Source organism: Sediminibacterium goheungense (genome assembly GCF_004361915.1).
In the GTDB taxonomy this organism is placed as follows: domain Bacteria; phylum Bacteroidota; class Bacteroidia; order Chitinophagales; family Chitinophagaceae; genus Sediminibacterium; species Sediminibacterium goheungense.
The window spans coordinates 95,507-115,640 of sequence record NZ_SNWP01000011.1; the positions used below are offsets into that span (position 1 = coordinate 95,507).

At 41.0% G+C, this 20,134-nt stretch carries 19 protein-coding genes; 12 read left to right on the forward strand and 7 right to left on the reverse strand.

Translation table 11 applies throughout. The features are described 5' to 3' along the window. Positions 1-204 precede the first annotated feature (204 nt). The 3 genes from BC659_RS07930 (at position 205) to pdxH (ending at position 5,126) form a co-directional block, all read left to right on the forward strand. Positions 205-1,254 (forward strand): efflux RND transporter periplasmic adaptor subunit, encoded by a 1,050-nt coding sequence (locus BC659_RS07930; RefSeq protein ID WP_133475103.1) that lies wholly within the window; start codon positions 205-207, stop codon positions 1,252-1,254. 51 nt (positions 1,255-1,305) lie between these two features. Beyond that, the gene (locus BC659_RS07935) at positions 1,306-4,380 is read left to right on the forward strand and encodes an efflux RND transporter permease subunit (protein ID WP_133474184.1); all 3,075 of its coding nucleotides are present in this window, start codon (positions 1,306-1,308) and stop codon (positions 4,378-4,380) included. 104 nt (positions 4,381-4,484) lie between these two features. After that, positions 4,485-5,126, forward strand: a complete 642-nt coding sequence (gene pdxH, locus BC659_RS07940) for a pyridoxamine 5'-phosphate oxidase (RefSeq protein ID WP_133474185.1) — start codon at positions 4,485-4,487, stop codon at positions 5,124-5,126. Positions 5,127-5,128: 2 nt separating this feature from the next. Here the strand turns inward: pdxH and BC659_RS07945 are convergent, their stop codons facing one another. After that, positions 5,129-5,692 (reverse strand): hypothetical protein, encoded by a 564-nt coding sequence (locus BC659_RS07945; RefSeq protein WP_133474186.1) that lies wholly within the window; start codon positions 5,690-5,692, stop codon positions 5,129-5,131. A gap of 182 nt (positions 5,693-5,874) precedes the next feature. On the opposite strand from BC659_RS07945, the gene BC659_RS07950 reads away from it, so the two are divergent. Next, the gene (locus tag BC659_RS07950) at positions 5,875-6,474 is read left to right on the forward strand and encodes a Crp/Fnr family transcriptional regulator (RefSeq protein WP_133474187.1); all 600 of its coding nucleotides are present in this window, start codon (positions 5,875-5,877) and stop codon (positions 6,472-6,474) included. Here the strand turns inward: BC659_RS07950 and BC659_RS07955 are convergent. After that, a complete protein-coding gene (locus tag BC659_RS07955; protein ID WP_133474188.1) occupies positions 6,471-7,103 on the reverse strand; it encodes a hypothetical protein in 633 nt (210 codons plus the stop codon). The two genes, BC659_RS07950 and BC659_RS07955, sit on opposite strands and share 4 nt — an antisense overlap. Before the next feature lie 139 nt (positions 7,104-7,242). Between BC659_RS07955 and BC659_RS07960 the strand changes: the two genes are divergently transcribed. Continuing rightward, entirely contained in the window at positions 7,243-7,704 is a 462-nt protein-coding gene (locus BC659_RS07960; protein ID WP_133474189.1) for a DoxX family protein, read from the forward strand. 56 nt (positions 7,705-7,760) lie between these two features. Here BC659_RS07960 and BC659_RS07965 read toward each other — a convergent pair whose 3' ends face one another. Both BC659_RS07965 and carB read right to left on the reverse strand, forming a co-directional pair. Next, positions 7,761-8,723, reverse strand: coding sequence for a transketolase family protein (locus tag BC659_RS07965; RefSeq protein ID WP_133474190.1), 963 nt, complete (start codon positions 8,721-8,723; stop codon positions 7,761-7,763). A 113-nt stretch (positions 8,724-8,836) separates the two neighbouring features. Next, positions 8,837-10,483, reverse strand: coding sequence for a carbamoyl-phosphate synthase large subunit (gene carB, locus BC659_RS07970; RefSeq protein ID WP_133474191.1), 1,647 nt, complete (start codon positions 10,481-10,483; stop codon positions 8,837-8,839). A gap of 170 nt (positions 10,484-10,653) precedes the next feature. Between carB and bcp the strand changes: the two genes are divergently transcribed. Continuing rightward, positions 10,654-11,118 (forward strand): thioredoxin-dependent thiol peroxidase, encoded by a 465-nt coding sequence (gene bcp, locus BC659_RS07975; protein ID WP_133474192.1) that lies wholly within the window; start codon positions 10,654-10,656, stop codon positions 11,116-11,118. Between the two features lie 167 nt (positions 11,119-11,285). Beyond that, positions 11,286-12,146 (forward strand): serine hydrolase, encoded by an 861-nt coding sequence (locus BC659_RS07980; RefSeq protein WP_133474193.1) that lies wholly within the window; start codon positions 11,286-11,288, stop codon positions 12,144-12,146. Between the two features lie 42 nt (positions 12,147-12,188). Here BC659_RS07980 and feoB read toward each other — a convergent pair whose 3' ends face one another. Then, positions 12,189-14,303 carry a ferrous iron transport protein B gene (gene feoB, locus BC659_RS07985; RefSeq protein ID WP_133474194.1) on the reverse strand — a complete coding sequence of 705 codons (2,115 nt, stop codon included), beginning with the start codon at positions 14,301-14,303 and terminating at the stop codon, positions 12,189-12,191. Positions 14,304-14,469: 166 nt separating this feature from the next. Here feoB and BC659_RS07990 point away from each other — a divergent pair, with 166 nt between their 5' ends. The 4 genes from BC659_RS07990 (at position 14,470) to BC659_RS08005 (ending at position 17,786) form a co-directional block, all read left to right on the forward strand. After that, complete coding sequence (locus tag BC659_RS07990) at positions 14,470-16,113, forward strand: M28 family peptidase (RefSeq protein ID WP_133474195.1); 1,644 nt, start codon at positions 14,470-14,472, stop codon at positions 16,111-16,113. Positions 16,114-16,153: 40 nt separating this feature from the next. Continuing rightward, positions 16,154-16,624, forward strand: coding sequence for an IPExxxVDY family protein (locus tag BC659_RS07995; RefSeq protein WP_246027098.1), 471 nt, complete (start codon positions 16,154-16,156; stop codon positions 16,622-16,624). A 78-nt stretch (positions 16,625-16,702) separates the two neighbouring features. Further along, entirely contained in the window at positions 16,703-16,933 is a 231-nt protein-coding gene (locus tag BC659_RS08000; RefSeq protein WP_133474196.1) for a 4a-hydroxytetrahydrobiopterin dehydratase, read from the forward strand. Between the two features lies 1 nt (position 16,934). After that, the gene (locus BC659_RS08005; protein ID WP_133474197.1) at positions 16,935-17,786 is read left to right on the forward strand and encodes an arginine deiminase-related protein; all 852 of its coding nucleotides are present in this window, start codon (positions 16,935-16,937) and stop codon (positions 17,784-17,786) included. 1 nt (position 17,787) lies between these two features. Here the strand turns inward: BC659_RS08005 and selD are convergent, their stop codons facing one another. Together selD and BC659_RS08015 are read right to left on the reverse strand one after the other, a co-directional pair. Further along, complete coding sequence (selD, locus tag BC659_RS08010) at positions 17,788-18,840, reverse strand: selenide, water dikinase SelD (RefSeq protein ID WP_133474198.1); 1,053 nt, start codon at positions 18,838-18,840, stop codon at positions 17,788-17,790. 16 nt (positions 18,841-18,856) lie between these two features. Then, positions 18,857-19,576, reverse strand: coding sequence for a biotin--[acetyl-CoA-carboxylase] ligase (locus tag BC659_RS08015; protein WP_281277239.1), 720 nt, complete (start codon positions 19,574-19,576; stop codon positions 18,857-18,859). A gap of 149 nt (positions 19,577-19,725) precedes the next feature. Here BC659_RS08015 and rsfS point away from each other — a divergent pair, with 149 nt between their 5' ends. Beyond that, the gene (gene rsfS / locus BC659_RS08020; protein WP_133474200.1) at positions 19,726-20,127 is read left to right on the forward strand and encodes a ribosome silencing factor; all 402 of its coding nucleotides are present in this window, start codon (positions 19,726-19,728) and stop codon (positions 20,125-20,127) included. The last annotated feature ends 7 nt before the right edge of the window (positions 20,128-20,134 follow it).

A 20,134-nucleotide genomic window follows, 5' to 3' on the forward strand; every position in this document is an offset into this window, starting at 1 on the left:
ATGAGCCATGAGCTGCGAGCGATTAGATCTGGATTTTTCAGAAATTTTTCTATGATGATATGGTATTCGCTCACAGCCCATAGCTCGTGGCTCAAAGCTTAAAATACCGACAGAAAACATACCCCGGCCATTCATCCTTCGATGCACCAACAGAGGCTATTTAGTTTTATCTTTAACCGCTATAAATTTTACGCTTTGAAAAGAATGTATCCATTGCTGATTGCCGGGTTGTTTGTCATTTCCTGCAAAAGCAAAAAAGAAGAACCACGCCAACAGAACAGCGGTCCCCAGTCAGTCATTGTAGATGTTATCATAGCCGGTAAAAGCAGTATTTCCAATATTGTGGAAGTAAACGGATCAGTGGTAGCCAACGAAGCTGCCAATCTCCAACCAGAAGTGAGTGGTCGGTTGGTGTATCTGAATTTACCGGAAGGCACAAAAGTGTCGCAGGGTACTGTGCTGGCGCGCATCAATGACGCAGACCTGCAGGCGAATACACAGAAGATAAAAGTGCAGCTCGATCTGGCAGAAAAAAATGAGCAGCGTTTACGTAAACTATTATCCATTGGTGGGATTAACCAGGCCGATTATGATGCGGTACTGAATCAGGTAAATACTTTAAAAGCGGATCTGGATATTTTTAAAGCCCAGATTGATAAAACCGTTTTAAAAGCGCCGTTTACCGGCGTATTGGGTTTGCGGATGATTAGTCCGGGAGCCTATGTTACACCGGCTACTGTACTGGCAACTTTGCAGGAAACAGACAGGGTTAAAATAGATTTTACCATTCCGGAAGCCTATACCGGGTTGATTGCAAAAGGTAAAACCGTTACCATTAAAACAACCGGAAAAGAAGGCACACAAAAAGCGGTCATCATCGCCACCGAACCACAGATAGATGCAACCACCCGAAACCTGAAAGTAAGGGCTCAGTTAAACGGATCAAATATTAACCCCGGAAGGTTTGTAAAGGTGTTGATTGAAACAGGTGGAGAAAGCACCAGTATCCTGGTACCTACCAATGCTATTATTCCGGATGCAAAGGCGAAAAAAGTAGTAGTGGTAAAAGATGGGAAAGGTAAACTCACAGATATTGAAACCGGGCTGCGTGTGAATGGAATGGCTGAAGTATTGAAAGGCCTTGAAGTAGGAGACAGCGTTGCTGTATCAGGTGTATTATTTGTTCGTCCGAATTCACAATTAAAAGTAAGAAGTGTAAAAAAGATTGAAGACTTCGCAGGTGCTCAGCAGTAAAAGTTGGCAGTACCTCTATTCATCTTTTCACTTTTTTAACGTGGCTATACCATGAATATTTCAGAACTATCATTAAAACGACCCATCCTGGCAACGGTGATGAATATTCTCATCGTACTGTTTGGTGTGGTTGGATATACATTTTTATCTGTACGCGAATACCCCGCTATTGATCCGCCGATTGTAAACGTGCGTACGGCCTATGCAGGTGCTAACTCCGATATTGTGGAGAGCCAGATTACAGAACCGCTTGAAAAATCAATTAACGGTATTCCCGGTATCAGAACCATTACCTCATCAAGCTCAAACGGATCCAGTAATATCACCGTAGAGTTTAATATCAATGAAGACCTTGAAGCAGCCGCCAATGATGTGCGCGATAAAGTGAGTCAGGCAGCCAGGAATTTACCACAGGATATTGATGCACCACCTGTAGTAAGTAAGGCAGATGCCAACAGTGATTTCATTGTAATGATGGCTGTGCAAAGCCGTACCAAAGGGTTACTGGAACTGAGCGATTATGCAGAGAATGTACTCGTGGAAAGATTACAAACCATTCCTGAAGTAAGTGCCATAAATATATTCGGACAAAAACGTCCGGCCATGCGAATCTGGATTGATCCGGATAAGTTGAATGCATATAATATTTCATTTGCAGATATTCGTAATGCACTCAATAGAGAGAACGTAGAAATTCCTTCAGGAAAAATCTATGGTGAGAATACAGAAATGACCATCCGTGCATTGGGACGCTTACAAACAGAAAAAGATTTCCGTGATCTGATCATTTTTGAAGATACAAGAGGTATTATCCGATTGAGTGATCTGGCAAAAGTAGAAATAGGTCCGGAGTCGGAAGAGTTTAGCTGGCGTTTGAATGGGGTGAATGCGGTAGGACTTGCCATCATTCCCCAACCCGGTGCCAACTATATTAAAATTGCGGATGAGTTTTATAAGAGAATTGAAGAAATCAAAAAAAGTCAGAAAGGTGATTTCGAAATGACTACTTTGATTGATCAGACGAAAAATGTTCGTCGATCGATTAAAGAGGTAGAAGAAACATTACTGATTTCTTTTAGTCTGGTTGTATTGGTGATCTTTTTCTTTTTCCGTAACTGGCTCATTGCAATACGTCCGCTGATTGATATCCCTATTTCACTGGTAGCTACTTTCTTTATCATGTATATCGCCGGGTTCTCCGTGAATGTATTAACCCTGTTGGGTATTGTACTGGCAACAGGCTTGGTAGTGGATGATGGTATTGTGGTAACAGAAAATATATTCCGTAAGCTGGAAGGCGGTTTGCCGATTCGAAAAGCAGCATTGGAAGGGAGTAAGGAAATTTTCTTTGCAGTTATCTCAACATCTATTACCCTGGCAGTAGTTTTCTTACCGGTAATTTTTCTGGAAGGATTTGTAGGAAGCCTGTTCCGTGAATTTGGTATTACGGTTGCAGCTGCGGTACTGGTATCGGCATTTGTATCCTTAACCATTACGCCGGTATTGAATGTGTACCTGAATAAAAAAGATGCCGGTCATGGTAAGTTTTATGAAATGACAGAACCCTTCTTCCGTGGCATGGAGAATGGCTACAAAAGAATGCTCACTGCTTTTCTGCGTGTTCGATGGATGGCCTGGGTAATTGTAGCTGCCTGTTTAGGTGGTATTTACCTTGTAGGCAGTAATCTCCAGAGCGAACTGGCACCGCTGGAAGACAGAAGTAGTGTGCGTTTCCAGATGTCGGGTCCTGAAGGTGCGAGTTATAGTTATATGGTGGATGTTGGGAATAAACTGATCGACTATCTGTCAGATTCCATACCAGAAAAAGACTTTGTATTTGCTGCTGTTCCCGGTTTTGGTGGCGGTGGCGGTATAAATAGCGGTACGGCAAGGATTGCCTTTGTTGACCCTGATAAAAGAAAAAGAAGTCAGAGTGAAATAGCGAGGGCCATCAGCAAAAAATTACCGCAATTTAACAATGCAAGAATATTCCCTGTGGAAGAACAGACCATTTCGGTAGGCCTGGGCTCAAGAGGTTCATTGCCGGTACAGTTTATTTTACAGAACCTGGACTTTGAAAAAATAAAAGAAGTCATTCCAAAGTTCCTGGACGAAGCCAGAAAAGATAAAACTTTTGCCAATGTTGATGTAAACCTAAAATTTAATAAACCAGAATTACAGCTTACAATCGACCGTATCAAGGCCAAAGACCTGGGGCTTTCTATTTCAGATGTGGCCGATGTGGTATCCAGTGCATTCAGTGGAAGAAGACTGGCTTATTTTATCATGAATGGTAAGCAATATCAGGTGATTTCGCAGGTTGAACTGAAAGACAGGCAGGAGCCGGGTGATATATCAAATCTCTATGTAAGAAATAATAGAGGTGAGAATATACCGCTCACTTCTGTGGTGAAGCTGGAAGAGAATTCAAATCCACCAACCTTATATCACTATAATCGTTTCAAAGCAGCTACCATATCTGCTTCACTGGCTGAAGGTAAAACCATCGGTGACGGTGTAAAAGCCATGCAGGCGATTGGCGATAAATTATTAGACGAAACGTTCCAGACAGCATTAAGTGGAGCTTCACGCGATTATGCAGAGAGTTCATCCAATACAAGCTTCGCATTTGGACTTGCGCTTGTGCTTATTTACCTGGTACTGGCAGCACAGTTCGAAAGCTTCAAAGATCCGTTTACTATTATGTTAACCGTACCGCTGGCATTGGCAGGGGCATTACTGAGTTTATGGATTTTTGATCAGACGCTAAATATCTTCTCGCAGATTGGTATGATTATGCTGATTGGTCTGGTAACCAAAAACGGTATCCTGATTGTTGAGTTTGCCAATCAGAAAAGAGAATTCGGTCTCAAGAAAAGGGATGCTGTAATAGAAGCATCGGCACAAAGGTTACGTCCGATCCTCATGACCAGTCTGGCAACTGCACTGGGTGCTTTACCCATTGCTTTAAGTATCGGTGCTGCTGCCACCAGCCGTATGCCACTGGGTATTGTTATTGTGGGGGGTATTATGTTCTCATTGATACTTACTTTATTTGTTATCCCGGCTGTATATACTTTTATCTCAGGAAAACATGAGGCTAAAAAGATTGATATCGCAGATTAATAGCTAAATAATCAACAGAAAAGGATGGAGGTGAAAATCTTCATCCTTTTTTATTGATGGGTATGCACGCCGACTATTGTATTTTTGCAATAGAATTATACACCATGAAACAGTTGATAGCAGATATCAGGAAAGATTACCGGCAACACTCACTTGATGAGGCAGATATAGCAGCAGACCCTTTTGCTCAATTTGAACGTTGGTGGAATGAGGCACTGGCTTCTGAAATTGATGAAGTAAATGCTATGACACTCGCTACCGCCAGCAAAGAAGGTATACCATCTGCAAGGATTGTTTTGTTAAAAGGGTATGATGAAAGAGGGTTTGTATTCTTTACCAACTATGAAAGCACCAAAGGAAAAGAGCTGCAGCAGAACCCACATGCAGCACTCGTGTTTTTCTGGAAAGAGTTGGAAAGGCAGGTAAGGATTGAAGGAAAGGTAGAGAAAGTGAGTGACGCAGAAAGTGATGAATACTTTCATTCACGTCCGGAAGGAAGCAGGATCGGTGCCTGGTCATCTCCGCAAAGTGCCATCATTGCCAACAGAAAAATTATAGAAACCAATGTAACCCAATACACAAAACGTTTCGAAAACCAGGATATTCCCCGGCCTGCTCATTGGGGTGGCTACAGAGTAATGCCTGCTTCATTTGAATTCTGGCAGGGAAGGAGCAGCCGTTTACACGACAGATTCAGATATACACTTGGGAATGGAAACTGGAAAGCGGAAAGGCTGGCACCCTGATTTTATTTTTCTATTGATACCAGTTTAATACGTTTTGTATTCGGATCGAAAATGAGCTCGATCAATAAGTCTTTTTTTGCATAGAGCAGATATGGAGCTAAGGTTTTGAAAAATGGCTTTTCTCCATTTTTAATCAGCTTGTCTTTACTTATCATTGCCAGTGCCTGACTATGCGTGGTGGAACTGTCAATTAGAATATCTCCATCTGCAAAGCTGTTGGGGTAAACGACTTTATTATTTTTAGAAGGCTTTTGATGGCTAGATCTGAACTCCAGGAAAATACTGTAGATGCCTGGCTCTTTTGCATAATACTGAAAGCTGATACCAGATTGTTTAAAGCGGTACGATCTTCTTTTAATACTGCTCTCTTCCTTTGTCGAAGGATTATAGGAACCAACAATGTAACCATAACTACTTTTTGTACCAATCAGCCCTTCCAATTCAGCTCTCGCAGGCTCTTTAGAAACTGAGGACCCATTTACCAGGATATCTTTTTCTTTCAACGAAACTGAAACCTGCCCGGATACAACCGTATGTATAGACAGTAGGATAAGTATAACTTTCATGTAAATAAACATAAATAAAAGTAATTGTTTTTTATAATATGTTAAACAGAAACTTATTGATAATCCTTGCTTTTATACAGAAGAAATAGGTGTATGGGTAAGAAGAATAAAATTTTGGGCTAGCCAAATTATAAAGAAGGGGGTATCTGTGATGTGTATTTTAGTAATCAGTAATTTTAGCTATGCCCGATTTATTACTTAATCATCTAAAAAAGCATATCCAACTTACAGAAACGGAAGAGCATTTGATTTTATCATCTATTCAGATGCGGAGATTTAAGCGGGGAGATTTTTTAACCAAAGAAGGAGAAGTGAATCGTTACACCAACTTTATTGTAACCGGCTCTGCAAAAGTATATTATATAGATCAGCAAGGTCAGGAGCATATTATACAGCTTGGGATCAAAGAGTGGTGGATAGGAGATTTTAGTAGTTTTATTACACAAACAAAAGGTATTCTTTATACAGAAGCGCTCACAGTTACTGAGACAGCGTCTTTTTCTTACGACATATTACAGGAACTGTATAATAAAGTACCGGCACTTGAACGCTTTTTTCGCCTGCTTACTCAAAAAGCTTATGCAGCTTTTCACAGAAGAGTGCTTGAATCCTTAAGTATGGATGCGGAACAGCGGTATATTGCTTTCCGAACATCATATCCTGAAATGGATCAACAGCTATCACAAAAAGATATTGCGGCTTATCTGGGAATTTCAGCAGAATTTCTGAGTAAAATCAAAAAACGAATTGTTGAGAAACAAAAAACAGAATATAATCGTTAAAGTATTTTTCTGATGAATATACCCGTATTGCTTGTGCTTGTAAGAGCCAGGCCATACTGGTCGAGAGTGGTTCCCAAACCCAGCTGAACCTTTTTAGTTTCCAATCCTAATCTGAGTTGCTGATAACTTCTGTTATGACCGTTTGTAGAATGGTTTGTCATAAACTGAAACCTGCTATACAGATGTAAATCGTTGGTAATGGCTGGACGAATTTCAGCTAAACCAAATAATTCGTATGTAAATTTTTCACCCATATCAAACCGGGGGTTAACAATTAGTAATAACTTTTTTGTTCGATATAAATATTGTCCGGCGAAAGAAATTTTCATGTCTGTTGCCGGTGTGAAGAATAAGCCGCCCAATAGCATAAATTTATTACTCAGTTGCGTTGTAAGGTAAACCTGGTTCATGATTTCGTTGGGTCTTCCTCCCTTTTCAGGTTTTATTAAATATTGTCTCATTATAGTGGCAATATGTGTCCATCCAAATTTGCTGGTTGTATTGAACTTTCGATGAAAGCTATGTTGATAATGTAAATACTTATCTCCTATCATCATTTCTACTGGGGTAAACTGTGCTTTTGTACTTGTGTATATGAGCATGTAAATGAGCACGGTATATTTTTTCATACAGAATTATTTAAAACAAAATTCAGTATGTACAAGTCTGTGAAAAATGAACTGGTTCAAGAAAACAGAGATAAAATCTTGAACCAGTTCATTTTTCAGGAATTCCCTGTATTGAATTTTTGCATCCTAAAAAAACAATATGAAAAATTTGCTCTTTTTATTTGATAGCCCGCAACAGTATACCGGGTTCGTACTCAGATTAACACTCGCAATGGTTATTTTACCTCATGGGTGTCAGTTGTTATTGGGTTGGTTTGGTGGTTTTGGTTTTTCAAATACCATGAAATTTCTTACCGAAACCGAGCGCCTGCCATGGATAGTTAGCTTTATGGTTATTATGTTGCAATCATTTGGTGCATTACTCATTCTGATCGGTTTTGGCAGCAGAATACTCGCTTTCGGAACAATGATAATGTTTGTAGGAATGATAATTACCTCTCACCTGAAATTTGGATTTTTTATGAACTGGTTTGGCACACAAAAAGGAGAAGGGTATGAATATCATCTTCTGGTAATTGGGCTTTGTATTGCAATGATATTTTCAGGATCTGGTAAATTTTCTCTTGATCGCTTATTCGTTTTGCGGTATAGTAAAGCATAAAAAAGGGCGCATTTTATTGCGCCCCTTTTTTATCTTATGTTTCAGATAGTTCTGTTTTATTTTCTGCTCATTGCTTTTTCGGCAGCAGCAACTATAAACGGTGTGTCCAATCCGTATTTTGCCAGCAGTTCGTTTGGTTTGCCACTTTCACCAAAAGTGTCGTTGGTGCCAATGTACTCAATAGGTACAGGACAATTTTTAGCAGCTACCTGTGCAATGGCATCACCCAAACCGCCTATGATATTATGCTCTTCAACGGTAACAGCACATTTTGTTTTGCTGATAGAAGCAATAATAGCTGCTTCATCAAGAGGCTTAATGGTATGAATATTGATCAGTTCAACGCTAATACCTTTTTCTTCGAGTATTCTTCCGGCTTCAATAGCTTTCCATACCATATGGCCGCAGGCAAAAATGGAAACATCTGTTCCTTCGCTCATTTTCTGTGCCTTACCGATTACAAAATCACTGCCATCTTCTTTGGTAAAGTTGGGCCATTTAGGGCGTCCAAAGCGTAGGTAAACCGGTCCATGCAGGTTTGCAATAGCTTTGGTAGCAGCTTTAGTCTGGTTAAAGTCGCAGGGCACAATAACCGTCATGCCAGGTAACATTTTCATCAGTCCGATATCTTCCAGTATCTGGTGGGTAGCGCCATCTTCACCCAAAGTTAAACCGGCATGTGAAGCACAGATTTTTACATTCTTATCGCTGTATGCCACACTTTGGCGAATCTGGTCATAAACACGGCCGGTGCTGAAGTTGGCAAAAGTAGTGGTATAAGGAGTTTTACCACCGATGGTTAAACCGGCAGCAATACCAATCATATTGGCTTCCGCAATTCCACATTGTATAAAACGGTTAGGGAAATCTTTGATATAAGGTCCGAGTTTGAAAGAGCCTGCAAGGTCGGCTGTGAGTACCACTACATTCTCATTTTCTTTTCCTAATTCATGGATGCCTTCACCAAAACCGGCGCGGGTTTCTTTTTCGTTAAGCACCTGGATGTCTTTCAGTTTCATACTAGTGTCTTGTTTTTGGTATCGCAAAGAAAAGGTATAAAAGTGAGTAGTGAGTAGTCAGTAGTGAGTAAGGGTATAATTTTAACTCACTACTGACTACTGACTTCTCACTATCATCCTTCAAACGTACTATAGAAATAAGGTGTTTTTGCTTCAAACTCGGCACTACAGGTGTCTACCATTTTGTATACACGGGTAATGCCAAGTGCTTTTCTCTTCTCATATACCTCTTCATCTGTACAATCGCCATGCAGAATATTGGCAATCTGCGCATCACTGAAACCGTTTTTCTTGGCTTCTTTCAGTAAATCGTTGGGTATAGTATCGATACTGTATTTGGCAATTTCTTTTTCCATTACACAGATCTGCTGAATCTGGTAAATGAACCAGCGGTCGATTCCCGTTGCCTGCGAAATAGATTTTACGGTAGAGCCCTGCATGAGCGCATCTTTAATTCGGAAAATGCGATCCCATTTCGGTGTTTTAATATATTCAACCAGTTCTTCGCTCTTCATCAGGCTTTTGCCATAATAACCCAGTCCAACCGCTTCATTTTCGAGGCTTTGGCAGGCTTTCTGAATAGCTTCCGTAAAGCTGCGGCCGATGGCCATTACTTCACCTACGCTTTTCATCTGCAGACCGAGTGTATCATTGGCACCTTTGAATTTATCGAAGTTCCAGCGGGGTACTTTTACAATTACATAATCCAATGCAGGCTCAAAATAAGCTGAAGTGGTTTTGGTGATTTGGTTTTCCAGTTCATCAAGTGAGTAGCCAATAGCCAGTTTAGCAGCAATTTTCGCAATCGGGTAACCAGTTGCTTTAGAGGCTAAAGCAGATGAACGGCTTACACGTGGATTGATTTCTACGGCAATCAGTTCTTCGGTTGCAGGGTTCAGTGCAAACTGAACATTACATCCACCGGCGAAATTGCCCAGTGAACGCATCATCAGCATGGCTTTGTTGCGCATTTCCTGAAAAGCAGTATCGCTGAGTGTCATCGCAGGAGCCACGGTAATGGAGTCACCGGTATGAACACCCATTGGGTCGAGGTTTTCAACGGTACAGATGATCACCACATTATCATTCATATCGCGTAACAATTCCAGCTCATATTCTTTCCAGCCCAATACTGCTTTTTCAACCAATACCTCGTGAATAGGAGAAGCTTTCAGGCCACGTTCCAGTGCTGCATCAAGATCATCCTTACTGTGTACAAAGCCTCCTCCGGTACCACCAAGGGTAAAAGAAGGACGTATTACCAGCGGGAAACCGATTTCCTGTGCAAATTCTTTTCCTTCGAGAAAACTGTTAGCTACACGGCTGGGGGCAACGGCCATTCCGATTTTCACCATCAGCTGACGGAATTTCTCACGGTCCTCTGCCGTATCAATGGCAGCAACATCCACACCAATCATACGAACGCCGTATTTTTCCCAGATACCCAGTTCATCAGCCTCCTTACAAAGGTTTAAAGCCGTTTGCCCACCCATGGTTGGCAAAACAGCATCGATCTGCGTTTCCTGTAGTATCTGTTCAATACTCTCCACAGTTAGGGGAAGCAGGTAAACCTTATCCGCCATCATCGGATCGGTCATGATGGTAGCCGGATTACTGTTGATAAGGATCACTTTAATGCCTTCTTCACGTAAGCTACGGGCAGCCTGAGAGCCAGAATAATCGAATTCACAAGCCTGTCCGATAATGATGGGGCCTGAACCTACAATGAGAACGGATTTGATGGATTGATCTTTGGGCATAGGGACAAAAAAATAAATTGTGCAAATGTAAGGAAGGAAGGGTTATGGGGGCATTATTTTTTGAAGATGCTAATGGGTGTTAGTGCGGAATAGCGCAATACTGGCTTTTAATAGCATTCATTGAACAATATTCTTTCTATACCGTTTTACCTTTGCACAAAAATTAGACCATGGCATTACCACAGGAAGGCAAAAAGGCACCGGTTTTCAAAGGTGTTGATCAGAATGGTGAAAAGATAGCACTGACAGATTTCAAAGGACAAAAAGTAGTATTGTATTTCTATCCACATGATAATACCCCTACCTGTACCGATCAGGCCTGTAACCTGAGAGACAATTATGCTTTGCTGAAAAAGAAGGGTTTTCAGGTTGTGGGTGTGAGTAGTGATGATATTAAATCACATAAAAAATTTGAAGCCAAATACAAACTCCCCTTTCCTTTAATAGCCGATGAAGACCTGAAGATTCATGAGCAGTATGGTGTATGGCAGCTGAAAAAGTTCATGGGAAGAGAATTTATGGGAACCATCCGTACTACTTTTCTGATTGATGAAAACGGAAAGATTAAGAAAATCATACAAAAGCCTGTTTCCAAAAAGCATGCAGAAGAGGTGTTGGCGGCATGGGGTGAATAATCATTATACATACCGAATTTTTCTGCATTACCTCTTTTTCTTTCGTTCTTTGCGATTTATTTCTGCATCAGGATTAGGTTAAGGGTCCTGCTCCGGAATAAGAGAAAACAGAGATTGGACAGAGGAGTATGCTTTTAATTTCTATCTTGTTGCATCAATATCCCGCTATGCAACGTATTCTCATTATTTGTCTGTTGATTTGTTGTGCGCAGTTGAATGCCCAGAAGACTGATAAAAAACTACAGCAAAAAATCTCCCGGCTCATCCAGGGTTTTAATGGTGATATAGGGGTGTATGTTCATGACCTGAAGAAGAATAAAATAGCAGTCATCAATGCAGACAGTATTTTTCCCACGGCCAGTATGGTGAAAGTACCGATACTGGTAGGTATCATGGATAAAATAGGTAAAAAGGAACTGGACTATCACCAGACACTTACTTATAAAGATTCCCTGCTCTATGAAGGAGTTGATATACTAGGCTCATTTAAAAATAATGAAAAGATAGAGCTGAGTAAAGTAATAATGCTAATGCTCAACACAAGTGATAATACAGCCAGTTTATGGTTACAGAGTTTGGCTGGCACAGGTACGCGTATTAATCAGATTATGGATAGTCTCGGATTTAAAGATACCCGTGTAAATAGTAGAACACCCGGACGTGAAGCCAACAGAACCCAGTATGGATGGGGGCAGACAACCCCCAGAGAAATGGCCGCATTATTTGAAAGAATCGCCGGTAAACAGTTGCTCAATGATTCGGCAAGTGAAAAAATGCTGAAACTGCTGGGCAGAAACTATTGGGATGAAGAGGGTTTGTCAGCGATACCTGCCGGTATTTTTGTGGCCAGTAAAAATGGTGCTGTAAATGCAAGCAGGAGTGAAGTTATATATGTAAATGGTGGAGGGGCCCGTTATGTATTCTGCATCTGTACCAAAAATAATAAAGACCAAAGCTGGGGCGTAACCAATGAAGCCTGGGTTTTGACGAGAAAATTATCTGGTTTATTATGGGATCGTTATAAGTAAAACGGTTCACCTGAGAGAAAAGAACTTACAGGGAGAGCAACGTTAACTGAAAATAATATAGGTGATCCAGCTCATGGTATAAGCCAGAACGGTCATATACACCAGTTGGAATATGGGCCATTTCCAGCTTTTCGTTTCTCTTTTTACAACGGCAAGGGTACTCATACACTGCATCGCCAGCACATAAAATACCATTAGTGAAAGCGCGGCTGCAAGCGTATATACTTTAGAACCATCTGCGTGTTTGGCTGACTGAAGCTTTTCCCTTAAAGAACTGTCGTCACTTTCTTCAACACTGTACAGGGTGGCCATGGTACCCACAAATACTTCTCTGGCCGCAAAAGAGGTAATTAAGGCGATACCAATCTTCCAGTCGTAACCGAGAGGCTTAATCGCAGGCTCAATCCACTGTCCTAAAATACCCGCATAAGAGTTTTGTAATTTTTCAGTAGAAGCGAGTCTTTCGAGTGAATCTTTTTTCTCAGGATATTGCTGTATGAAGTTTGCATACTTAGCTTCTGTTTGCTCAATACGGTCACCTGGCCCATAACTGCTCATAAACCAGAGTAGAAGGCTGATCACCATAATTACCTTACCTGCATCGGTTACAAAGATTCTTGCTTTTTCTACCATGGTAATACCCACATTTTTCCAGCGGGGCGCACGATAAATCGGCAGTTCGAGAATAAAGAAACTTTTCTCACTGATTTTGATAAACCATTTCATTACATAACTTACTATCAATGCCATAACGGTACCCAGTAAGTAAAGTGCCATCATCACCAGACCCTGTAAGCTTAGAAAGCCAAAATAATAGGTATCATCAATCACAAGTGAAATGAGGATGGTAAATACCGGTAAGCGAGCGCTGCAACTCATCAAAGGTGTTACCAATATGGTGAGTAATCTTTCTTTTCTGTTTTCTATGTTCCTGGCACTCATAATGGCTGGCACAGCACATGCAAATCCACTAACCATGGGCATTACACTTTTTCCGTTAAGCCCCACTTTACGCATGAGCCTGTCACTAAGAAAACTGATACGGGCCATATAGCCGGTGTCTTCCAGAATCGTAATCAATCCGAAAAGAATCATGATCTGTGGTACAAATACAAGTATGCCACTAAGACCGGCAACCAGTCCATTGATAATCAGATCACTCCACCATACTGTGGGTAAATGAGCCCCCAGCCAGCTACTTATTTCAGTAAAGGCCCACTCAATGCCATCCATTGGAAAAACAGCAAGCCAGAAAATACTCTGAAAAAGCAGGAATAGAACAGATATTAAAATTACATAACCCCATACATGATGCAGCAGTAGGTTGTCGAGCTTATCGGTAAATATTTTTTTCTCGAGTGGTCCGGGTTCCAGCACATTCTGTTTCATCAGTTGCCTGATGCGTGTGTACCGCTGCATGATTTCTTCTGCCTGGGTTTTGGTAGGATTGAAGTTGAAATCCTTTTCAATTTTTTCAATTTTCTCCTGTTGGGTATTTCCGATCGGAAAATGTTCATGGTTAATGAGAAAATGAACAGCAGCGTAATCACTTAACTGGCTATTTAGTTCCTGAACAGCAGGTATAGCCTGTGGTGCGAGCTTTTTGTTCTCGATAAAATCGCGTGGGCTGGTATTATTGCCTAACCTAACTACCTGTGCCAGTACTCTTTTTAGTTCAGACAGCCCTTTGTTCTTGCGTGGATTAACAGCTACTACCGGAATGCCCAGATCGGCTTCAAGTCCGCTGATATCAATTTTAATATCTTTTTTGGCCGCAATATCATTCATGGTCAGGGCCATTACTACCGGTACTTTCAGATCGATGATCTGACTGCAGAAAAGAAGGTTTCTTTTGAGGTTACTGGCATCAGCAACCAGCAGTACAACATCGGGTTTTACCTCGGTATCAGCACCCATCAATACTTTGTAAGCCACCCATTCATCTGCACGACGTGGGTATAAGCTGTAAGTACCGGGTAAATCAATCAATTCAGCCCGAGTGCGATCGTCAAGAGTAACAGTACCTGTTTTTTTGTCGACAGTAACACCCGGAAAATTTCCCACTTTCTGGTTCAGTCCTGTTAGACTGTTAAAAAGGGAACTTTTTCCGCTGTTGGGGTTACCTACAAGGGCGATATGTATGGCTTGTTGACTCAAAAGATTAGCTGCAAAAGTAATAGCAAAGGATAGCCGGTTGTTACGAGATCGGGAAGAGAATGGGTATCTGTGTATTTAGCTCCAACAGAAAATTAAACATTATTTATGAAACAGCTTGTTATACTGCTGTTGCACAACGTACTTTTGTCCCAGCTAAGCTGATATTATGAAGAAACTATTGATTTTGTTGTTATTGGTACCTGTACTTTCCTGGTCGCAGAGTAAACGCAAAAAGAGAATTGCGGAAGAAAAGGCTAATGCAACTTTATTGGCTAACCTGAAAACTCATGTAGCTTATCTGGCTGATGATAAACTGGAAGGGCGCTTAACAGGCAGTAGAGGGGAAGAACTTGCAGCACAATACATCATTCAACAGTATGAACAGCTGGGTATCGGAGCAAAAGGTACAAAAGGTTATGAGCAGGTATTTGATATCAATGAAGGTAAACAAATAGATGCCACAACAAAGCTGATTATAGATGAGAAAATATTAGCAGTAGGTAAAGACTATTTCCCGCTTGCATTTAGCCCCAATAAAACAGTGAAAGGCAAACCTGCCATGATATTGAGCGAAAAAAACCAACCCTGGTTTTATGATGTTAAAGAAATACTGGAAGAACAAAAGAACAATCCGCATTTCGATATTGAAGCAGCTATCAAAAAACAGGTTGAAACAGTAATCGCTAAGGGGGCTACGGCTTTATTTGTATATAATAGCGGTACTGTAACAGATAATATTCAGTTTAATAAGAATGATCGGTCTTCCTTATTGCCTATACCTGTCGTTTATCTTACGAAAGAAGGCGTAAAAAAATATTTTGCTGATGAGGAAGCCAGTCTGGATATTTCATTAACAGTATCCCTGTCTGACAAAAAAAGAAAAGGTAGAAATATCATTGCCTTTATTGATAACCAGGCTGCCAATACAGTAATTATTGGCGCGCATTATGATCACCTCGGTTATGGAGAAGATAAGACCGCATTGGATACTTTTCATGCCATACACAATGGAGCCGATGATAATGCAAGTGGAACGGCAGCATTGCTGGAACTGGCCCGCCTGCTGAAAGAAAAATCGCCCGTTAATAACAATTACCTCTTTATTCATTTTTCAGGAGAAGAACTTGGGTTATTGGGCAGTAAATACTGGCTTGAAAACCCAACCATAAAAGTGGCGCCTAATTACATGATTAATATGGATATGGTAGGCCGTTACGATACTGCGCACAAATTAACCGTTGGTGGTTATGGCACATCACCTGCATGGGCCGAGGTCTGGAAAAACCTGAAGACCACACTGATAACCAAATTTGATAGTACAGGTAGCGGCCCCAGCGATCATGCAAGTTTTTATCGCGCCAATATACCAGTACAGTTTTTCTTTACAGGAAGTCATCCAGATTACCATAAAGTGAGCGATGATGCCGATAAAATAAATTACACGGCACAAGGTGATATTGTAAAGCTGATTTATGATTTGATTACACAGACGGATACCAGGGGCAAATTAAACTTTGCAAAAACAACAGAACCGCAAATGGGACAAACACGTCGGTTTACGGTATCGCTGGGTGTGATACCCGATTATGGATTTACAGGTACAGGTATGCGTATTGATGGTGTAAGCCCTGGAAAACTGGGTGAAAAAATCGGTCTGCAGGCGGGTGATGTACTTATTCAACTGGGCGAGTTTAAATTTGTAGATGTAATGAGCTATATGCAGGCACTGAATGGCTTCAAAGCAGGCGATAAAACCAAACTGCGGATTAAAAGAGGAACAGAAGAGAAAGAATATGATATTCAATTCTAACAGAAATAGTTCATAGCACATCAATTATGGCCCATAAGCCATGAACTATGTACCATCGACTACCACCATGGCAACAACGAAACTCAGACTGAACATTGAAGAACTCAACGAAGATTTCTTTGATGATACCCGCTTACTGGGCATAACCGCACCGGTAAAAAATTACCAGTTCTGTTTGCAGTTGAATAATTTGCTGGGCTACCAGTTCAGGTTGAATCCAGGATTGGAAATACATCTACGCAGAAAAGAAAGAAGCTACTATTTCAGTATTTATGAGTCAAAAGAACCGAATAGCTTTTTGGTTCATTATTTATACCATAACCAGTTTGATGGAGAATATCTTTTGCCTGAGTTTAAGCATATGGATTTTTTGTGGCTGATGAAAGGCGATTTGGTAGATGATGCCAGATGTAGCTGGATCAAACAATCTGTCAGAAACCTGTCGGGTGTTCAGTTGGTAGCCGAACTTACCAATGAGCAGATAAAAAATAAAGGGAATATGGTTTTTTAAAAACAGCAGAACAGAGAAATATTCAACTTCAAAGTTGGACATTCCTCTGTTCATTATTCATCATTAAAACAGTGTTGTATGTGGACAGAAGAGAACAATAAGCTTTACCGGAAATTTCAGTTTAGTAATTTTTCAGAAGCTTTTGCTTTTATGACAAGGGTAGCGATTGAAGCGGAGAAAATGAACCATCATCCTTACTGGAGTAATGTGTGGAACACTGTTGAAATATGGTTAAGTACACATGATGCCGGAGATCTGGTAACAGAACTGGATCATACCCTTGCCAAACGAATTGATAAATTGCTGTAGTATGGCAACTTTGCCCACCACCGTTATGCTGATGAAACCCCATGCAAAAATGGGGAAACCGGTAGCCAAAGCATTTCAATCTTTGTATCAGGTATTACTGGAACAGGGAGTAGATAATATTCTTGTGAATCAATCTGCTGAAAGTACCATTGGCGCCTTGTATCCTGCCTGTTGGTTAACTACTTTACCGGAAGGTATTGTACTGATATTACCTATACACAGGAGAGAAAGGAGACAGGAAAAGAGAGATGATATTCTCGAAACACTTGAAAAGAAATACCTGTTAAAAGATGTGGAAGACTGGAGTGAGTTCGAAGTGGAAGGGTTTTTTCTGGAAGGTACCGCGAGTATGGTCATAGACCACCAGCATAAGTTGATTTACGCCTCTCATTCCCCGCGTACACATACTGCCATACTTGAAAAACTATCTTCTGCACACAAATACAAAGCCATTACTTTCAATGCCAGAGATGGTGCCGGAAAAATACCCTTACATACGAATATGCTCATGCATTTCGGTGAAGATTTTGTGCTTTTATGTGAAGAAGCATTTACCGATGATATGGATCTGATGGCTGTTAAGCAACTGCTTTTATCTACCGGTTACCGGATTATACCTTTTACCCTCGATCAGCTGGCATTGTATATGGGGAACAGCTTTTCCTGCAAAAGTAAAGATGGAAAGTCCCTGTTACTAATGGGTGAGCCGGCGGTAGCTTCATTAACGCAAGAACAACGCAAACAGCTGGGTAAACAGGTGAAGATTTTTCCCATTTCAGTGGAAGCGATCGAAACAATAGGAGATGCAGGATTAAATGCAATGCTGGTGCCGATATGGTTGCAGACAAAATAACTCAGGCATTTACCAGTACTGTTTTCTCTGCTTTTGCTATCATTTTTCCGATAGGCGTAAGGAAATGATTCAGTTCATTTTCCATGAGAATATGCTGAATTTCTTGCAGAGCCTCGGGATCAGCAGCAATCAGTAACCCACCATTGGTTTGCGGATCGGGTAATACATTAAATGCTTCCATTACATTTACGCCCTGCCCGAAGCCTGTTTTTGTGCTATAACTGTTCCAGTTGCGATAAGTGGCATCAGGTATAATTCTTTGTGCGAGATATTTTTTAGCAGCTTCGAGAATAGGCACAGCTGTATAACTGATTTCAGCAGATAAGCCACTCCCTTCCGCCATTTCGATCAGGTGACCCAATAAACCAAAACCGGTTACATCTGTCATGGCATGAACAGCATCTGTTTTTCCGAGAACAGTACCCACTTTGTTCAATAACATCAGTTGATTCAATAATACAGACTGGTCCTCTTCTTCCAGTACATTTCTTTTTTGTGCGGTAGATAAAATACCCACACCCAAAGGTTTGGTTAAAAACAGCAAATCACCTTCTTTGGCAGTATTATTTTGTTTTAGCTGGGTTTTGTTGATGAGACCATTTACCGATAAACCAAAAATGGGTTCCGGCGAATCAATGCTATGCCCTCCCGCTAATGGAATACCCGCTTCATGGCAAATGGCCCTGGCTCCTTCAATTACCTGTTGTGCCAGTTCAGGGGGTAATTTGTCGATGGGCCATCCTAAAATAGCAATGGCCATAATGGGTGTTCCCCCCATAGCATATACATCACTGATGGCATTGGCACCAGCTATTTTTCCAAATGAAAAAGCATCATCCACAATCGGCATAAAAAAATCGGTTGTACTGATGAGAGCTTGTCCATTTCCCAGATCGTAAGCAGCAGCATCGTCTTTACTGGCATTGCCTACGAGTAGTTGCGGAAATATTTTTTGTGATACATCTGTTTTCAGAATGGTGTCCAATACAGCCGGGGCAATTTTGCAACCACAGCCGGCGCCATGCGAAAATTGGGTGAGTTTTACAGTTTCCATACAATTGCAAGATAAGTTACTCAATCATCCAACTGACTTCGCCAAACTGAAAACGATCGGTTGGGCCATTTTCTACCAGCAGTTCCCCCGATTCATTAACAGCTTTTAATACACAGGAAAAGCGGGTATTGGCTTTTTTCAGGTGAATAAGTTCTCCTTTTTTGAATAAATGATTATTATATGCATCCAGTAATACACTGAAAGGAACCCGGTTTACTTGCAAAAGCCGATTATTTATGTAACTGCATAGTTCTTTAGCCAATTGAACAGGGTCAAAGCTTTTGCCCGTGATCTGTTTCAATGAAACAGGATTCAATAAGGCAGGATCAAATACAACCTGATTAATGTTAATGCCTATTCCTGCAACAGACCACTGCCATTTATGACCTCGTAACTGATTTTCAATAAGAATGCCACCTGCCTTTCTGTCACGCCAATAAATATCATTGGGCCATTTAATGGAGGTTTCTTCTCCGGCATAATGGCTAAAAAAATCGTGGCAGGCCAGTGCGATAATTACGCTTAAATGGAATTGCTGACCATGAACGAGGGGGTTAGGATCGATTACAGCCGACATAATCAGGTTCTGACCCGCTTCTGTTACCCATTGTTTTCCATGCTGCCCCTTACCAGCCCATTGCCGGTGCGCAAAAAAAACCGAACCATGTGTTGCCATATTGTGTTGAATATGGGTCATGGCATAGATGTTGGTGCTATCCGTTTCAGATAATTCCACAAACGGTTGCCCAATTGGTGCTTTAACGTTCTCTGATGGCAAAGAATTACTATTTTTGACGAAGTTACCGTTAGGACCAATAAGCAAGCGTGTTTATTGTGGAAAAGCATACTATGGGTCATTGTTAAATTTTTAAATCATATCTATTATTGGAACCACTTTCTGTTTTACAAGGCCGTACTAAAAGCCCGGTAACGAGGCTTACACGCAACTCGAAAATTTTCAAGGCCATTATTAAGGCTGTTCAGGATAAAAAAGCAGAACATATTATTAGTCTTGACCTGCGGAAAATACCAGAAGCCGCTGCTGATTTTTTTGTGGTTTGCCAGGCTTCCAGTACCACACAGATAAGAGCTATTTGTGATTCGGTGGAAGATGAAGTGAAGAAGGTATGCGGTGAGGCACCCTATAAGCATGAGGGCCGTCAGGCACTTCAGTGGGTGTTGATCGACTATGTGAATATCGTGGTACATGTAATGCATCCCGATGCAAGGAAATTTTATAAGCTGGAAGAAATGTGGAGCGACGCAGCCTCACAAATACATGAATAAAGAAAAA

Bases quoted from the DNA above. Each gene is read 5' to 3' on its own strand.
- BC659_RS07930 (WP_133475103.1), top strand. From the start codon at position 205: ATGTATCCATTGCTGATTGCCGGGTTGTTTGTCATTTCCTGCAAAAGC.
- BC659_RS07935 (WP_133474184.1), top strand. From the start codon at position 1,306: ATGAATATTTCAGAACTATCATTAAAACGACCCATCCTGGCAACGGTG.
- pdxH (WP_133474185.1), top strand. From the start codon at position 4,485: ATGAAACAGTTGATAGCAGATATCAGGAAAGATTACCGGCAACACTCA.
- BC659_RS07945 (WP_133474186.1), bottom strand. From the start codon at position 5,692: ATGAAAGTTATACTTATCCTACTGTCTATACATACGGTTGTATCCGGG.
- BC659_RS07950 (WP_133474187.1), top strand. From the start codon at position 5,875: ATGCCCGATTTATTACTTAATCATCTAAAAAAGCATATCCAACTTACA.
- BC659_RS07955 (WP_133474188.1), bottom strand. From the start codon at position 7,103: ATGAAAAAATATACCGTGCTCATTTACATGCTCATATACACAAGTACA.
- BC659_RS07960 (WP_133474189.1), top strand. From the start codon at position 7,243: ATGAAAAATTTGCTCTTTTTATTTGATAGCCCGCAACAGTATACCGGG.
- BC659_RS07965 (WP_133474190.1), bottom strand. From the start codon at position 8,723: ATGAAACTGAAAGACATCCAGGTGCTTAACGAAAAAGAAACCCGCGCC.
- carB (WP_133474191.1), bottom strand. From the start codon at position 10,483: ATGCCCAAAGATCAATCCATCAAATCCGTTCTCATTGTAGGTTCAGGC.
- bcp (WP_133474192.1), top strand. From the start codon at position 10,654: ATGGCATTACCACAGGAAGGCAAAAAGGCACCGGTTTTCAAAGGTGTT.
- BC659_RS07980 (WP_133474193.1), top strand. From the start codon at position 11,286: ATGCAACGTATTCTCATTATTTGTCTGTTGATTTGTTGTGCGCAGTTG.
- BC659_RS07990 (WP_133474195.1), top strand. From the start codon at position 14,470: ATGAAGAAACTATTGATTTTGTTGTTATTGGTACCTGTACTTTCCTGG.
- BC659_RS07995 (WP_246027098.1), top strand. From the start codon at position 16,154: ATGAACTATGTACCATCGACTACCACCATGGCAACAACGAAACTCAGA.
- BC659_RS08000 (WP_133474196.1), top strand. From the start codon at position 16,703: ATGTGGACAGAAGAGAACAATAAGCTTTACCGGAAATTTCAGTTTAGT.
- BC659_RS08005 (WP_133474197.1), top strand. From the start codon at position 16,935: ATGGCAACTTTGCCCACCACCGTTATGCTGATGAAACCCCATGCAAAA.
- selD (WP_133474198.1), bottom strand. From the start codon at position 18,840: ATGGAAACTGTAAAACTCACCCAATTTTCGCATGGCGCCGGCTGTGGT.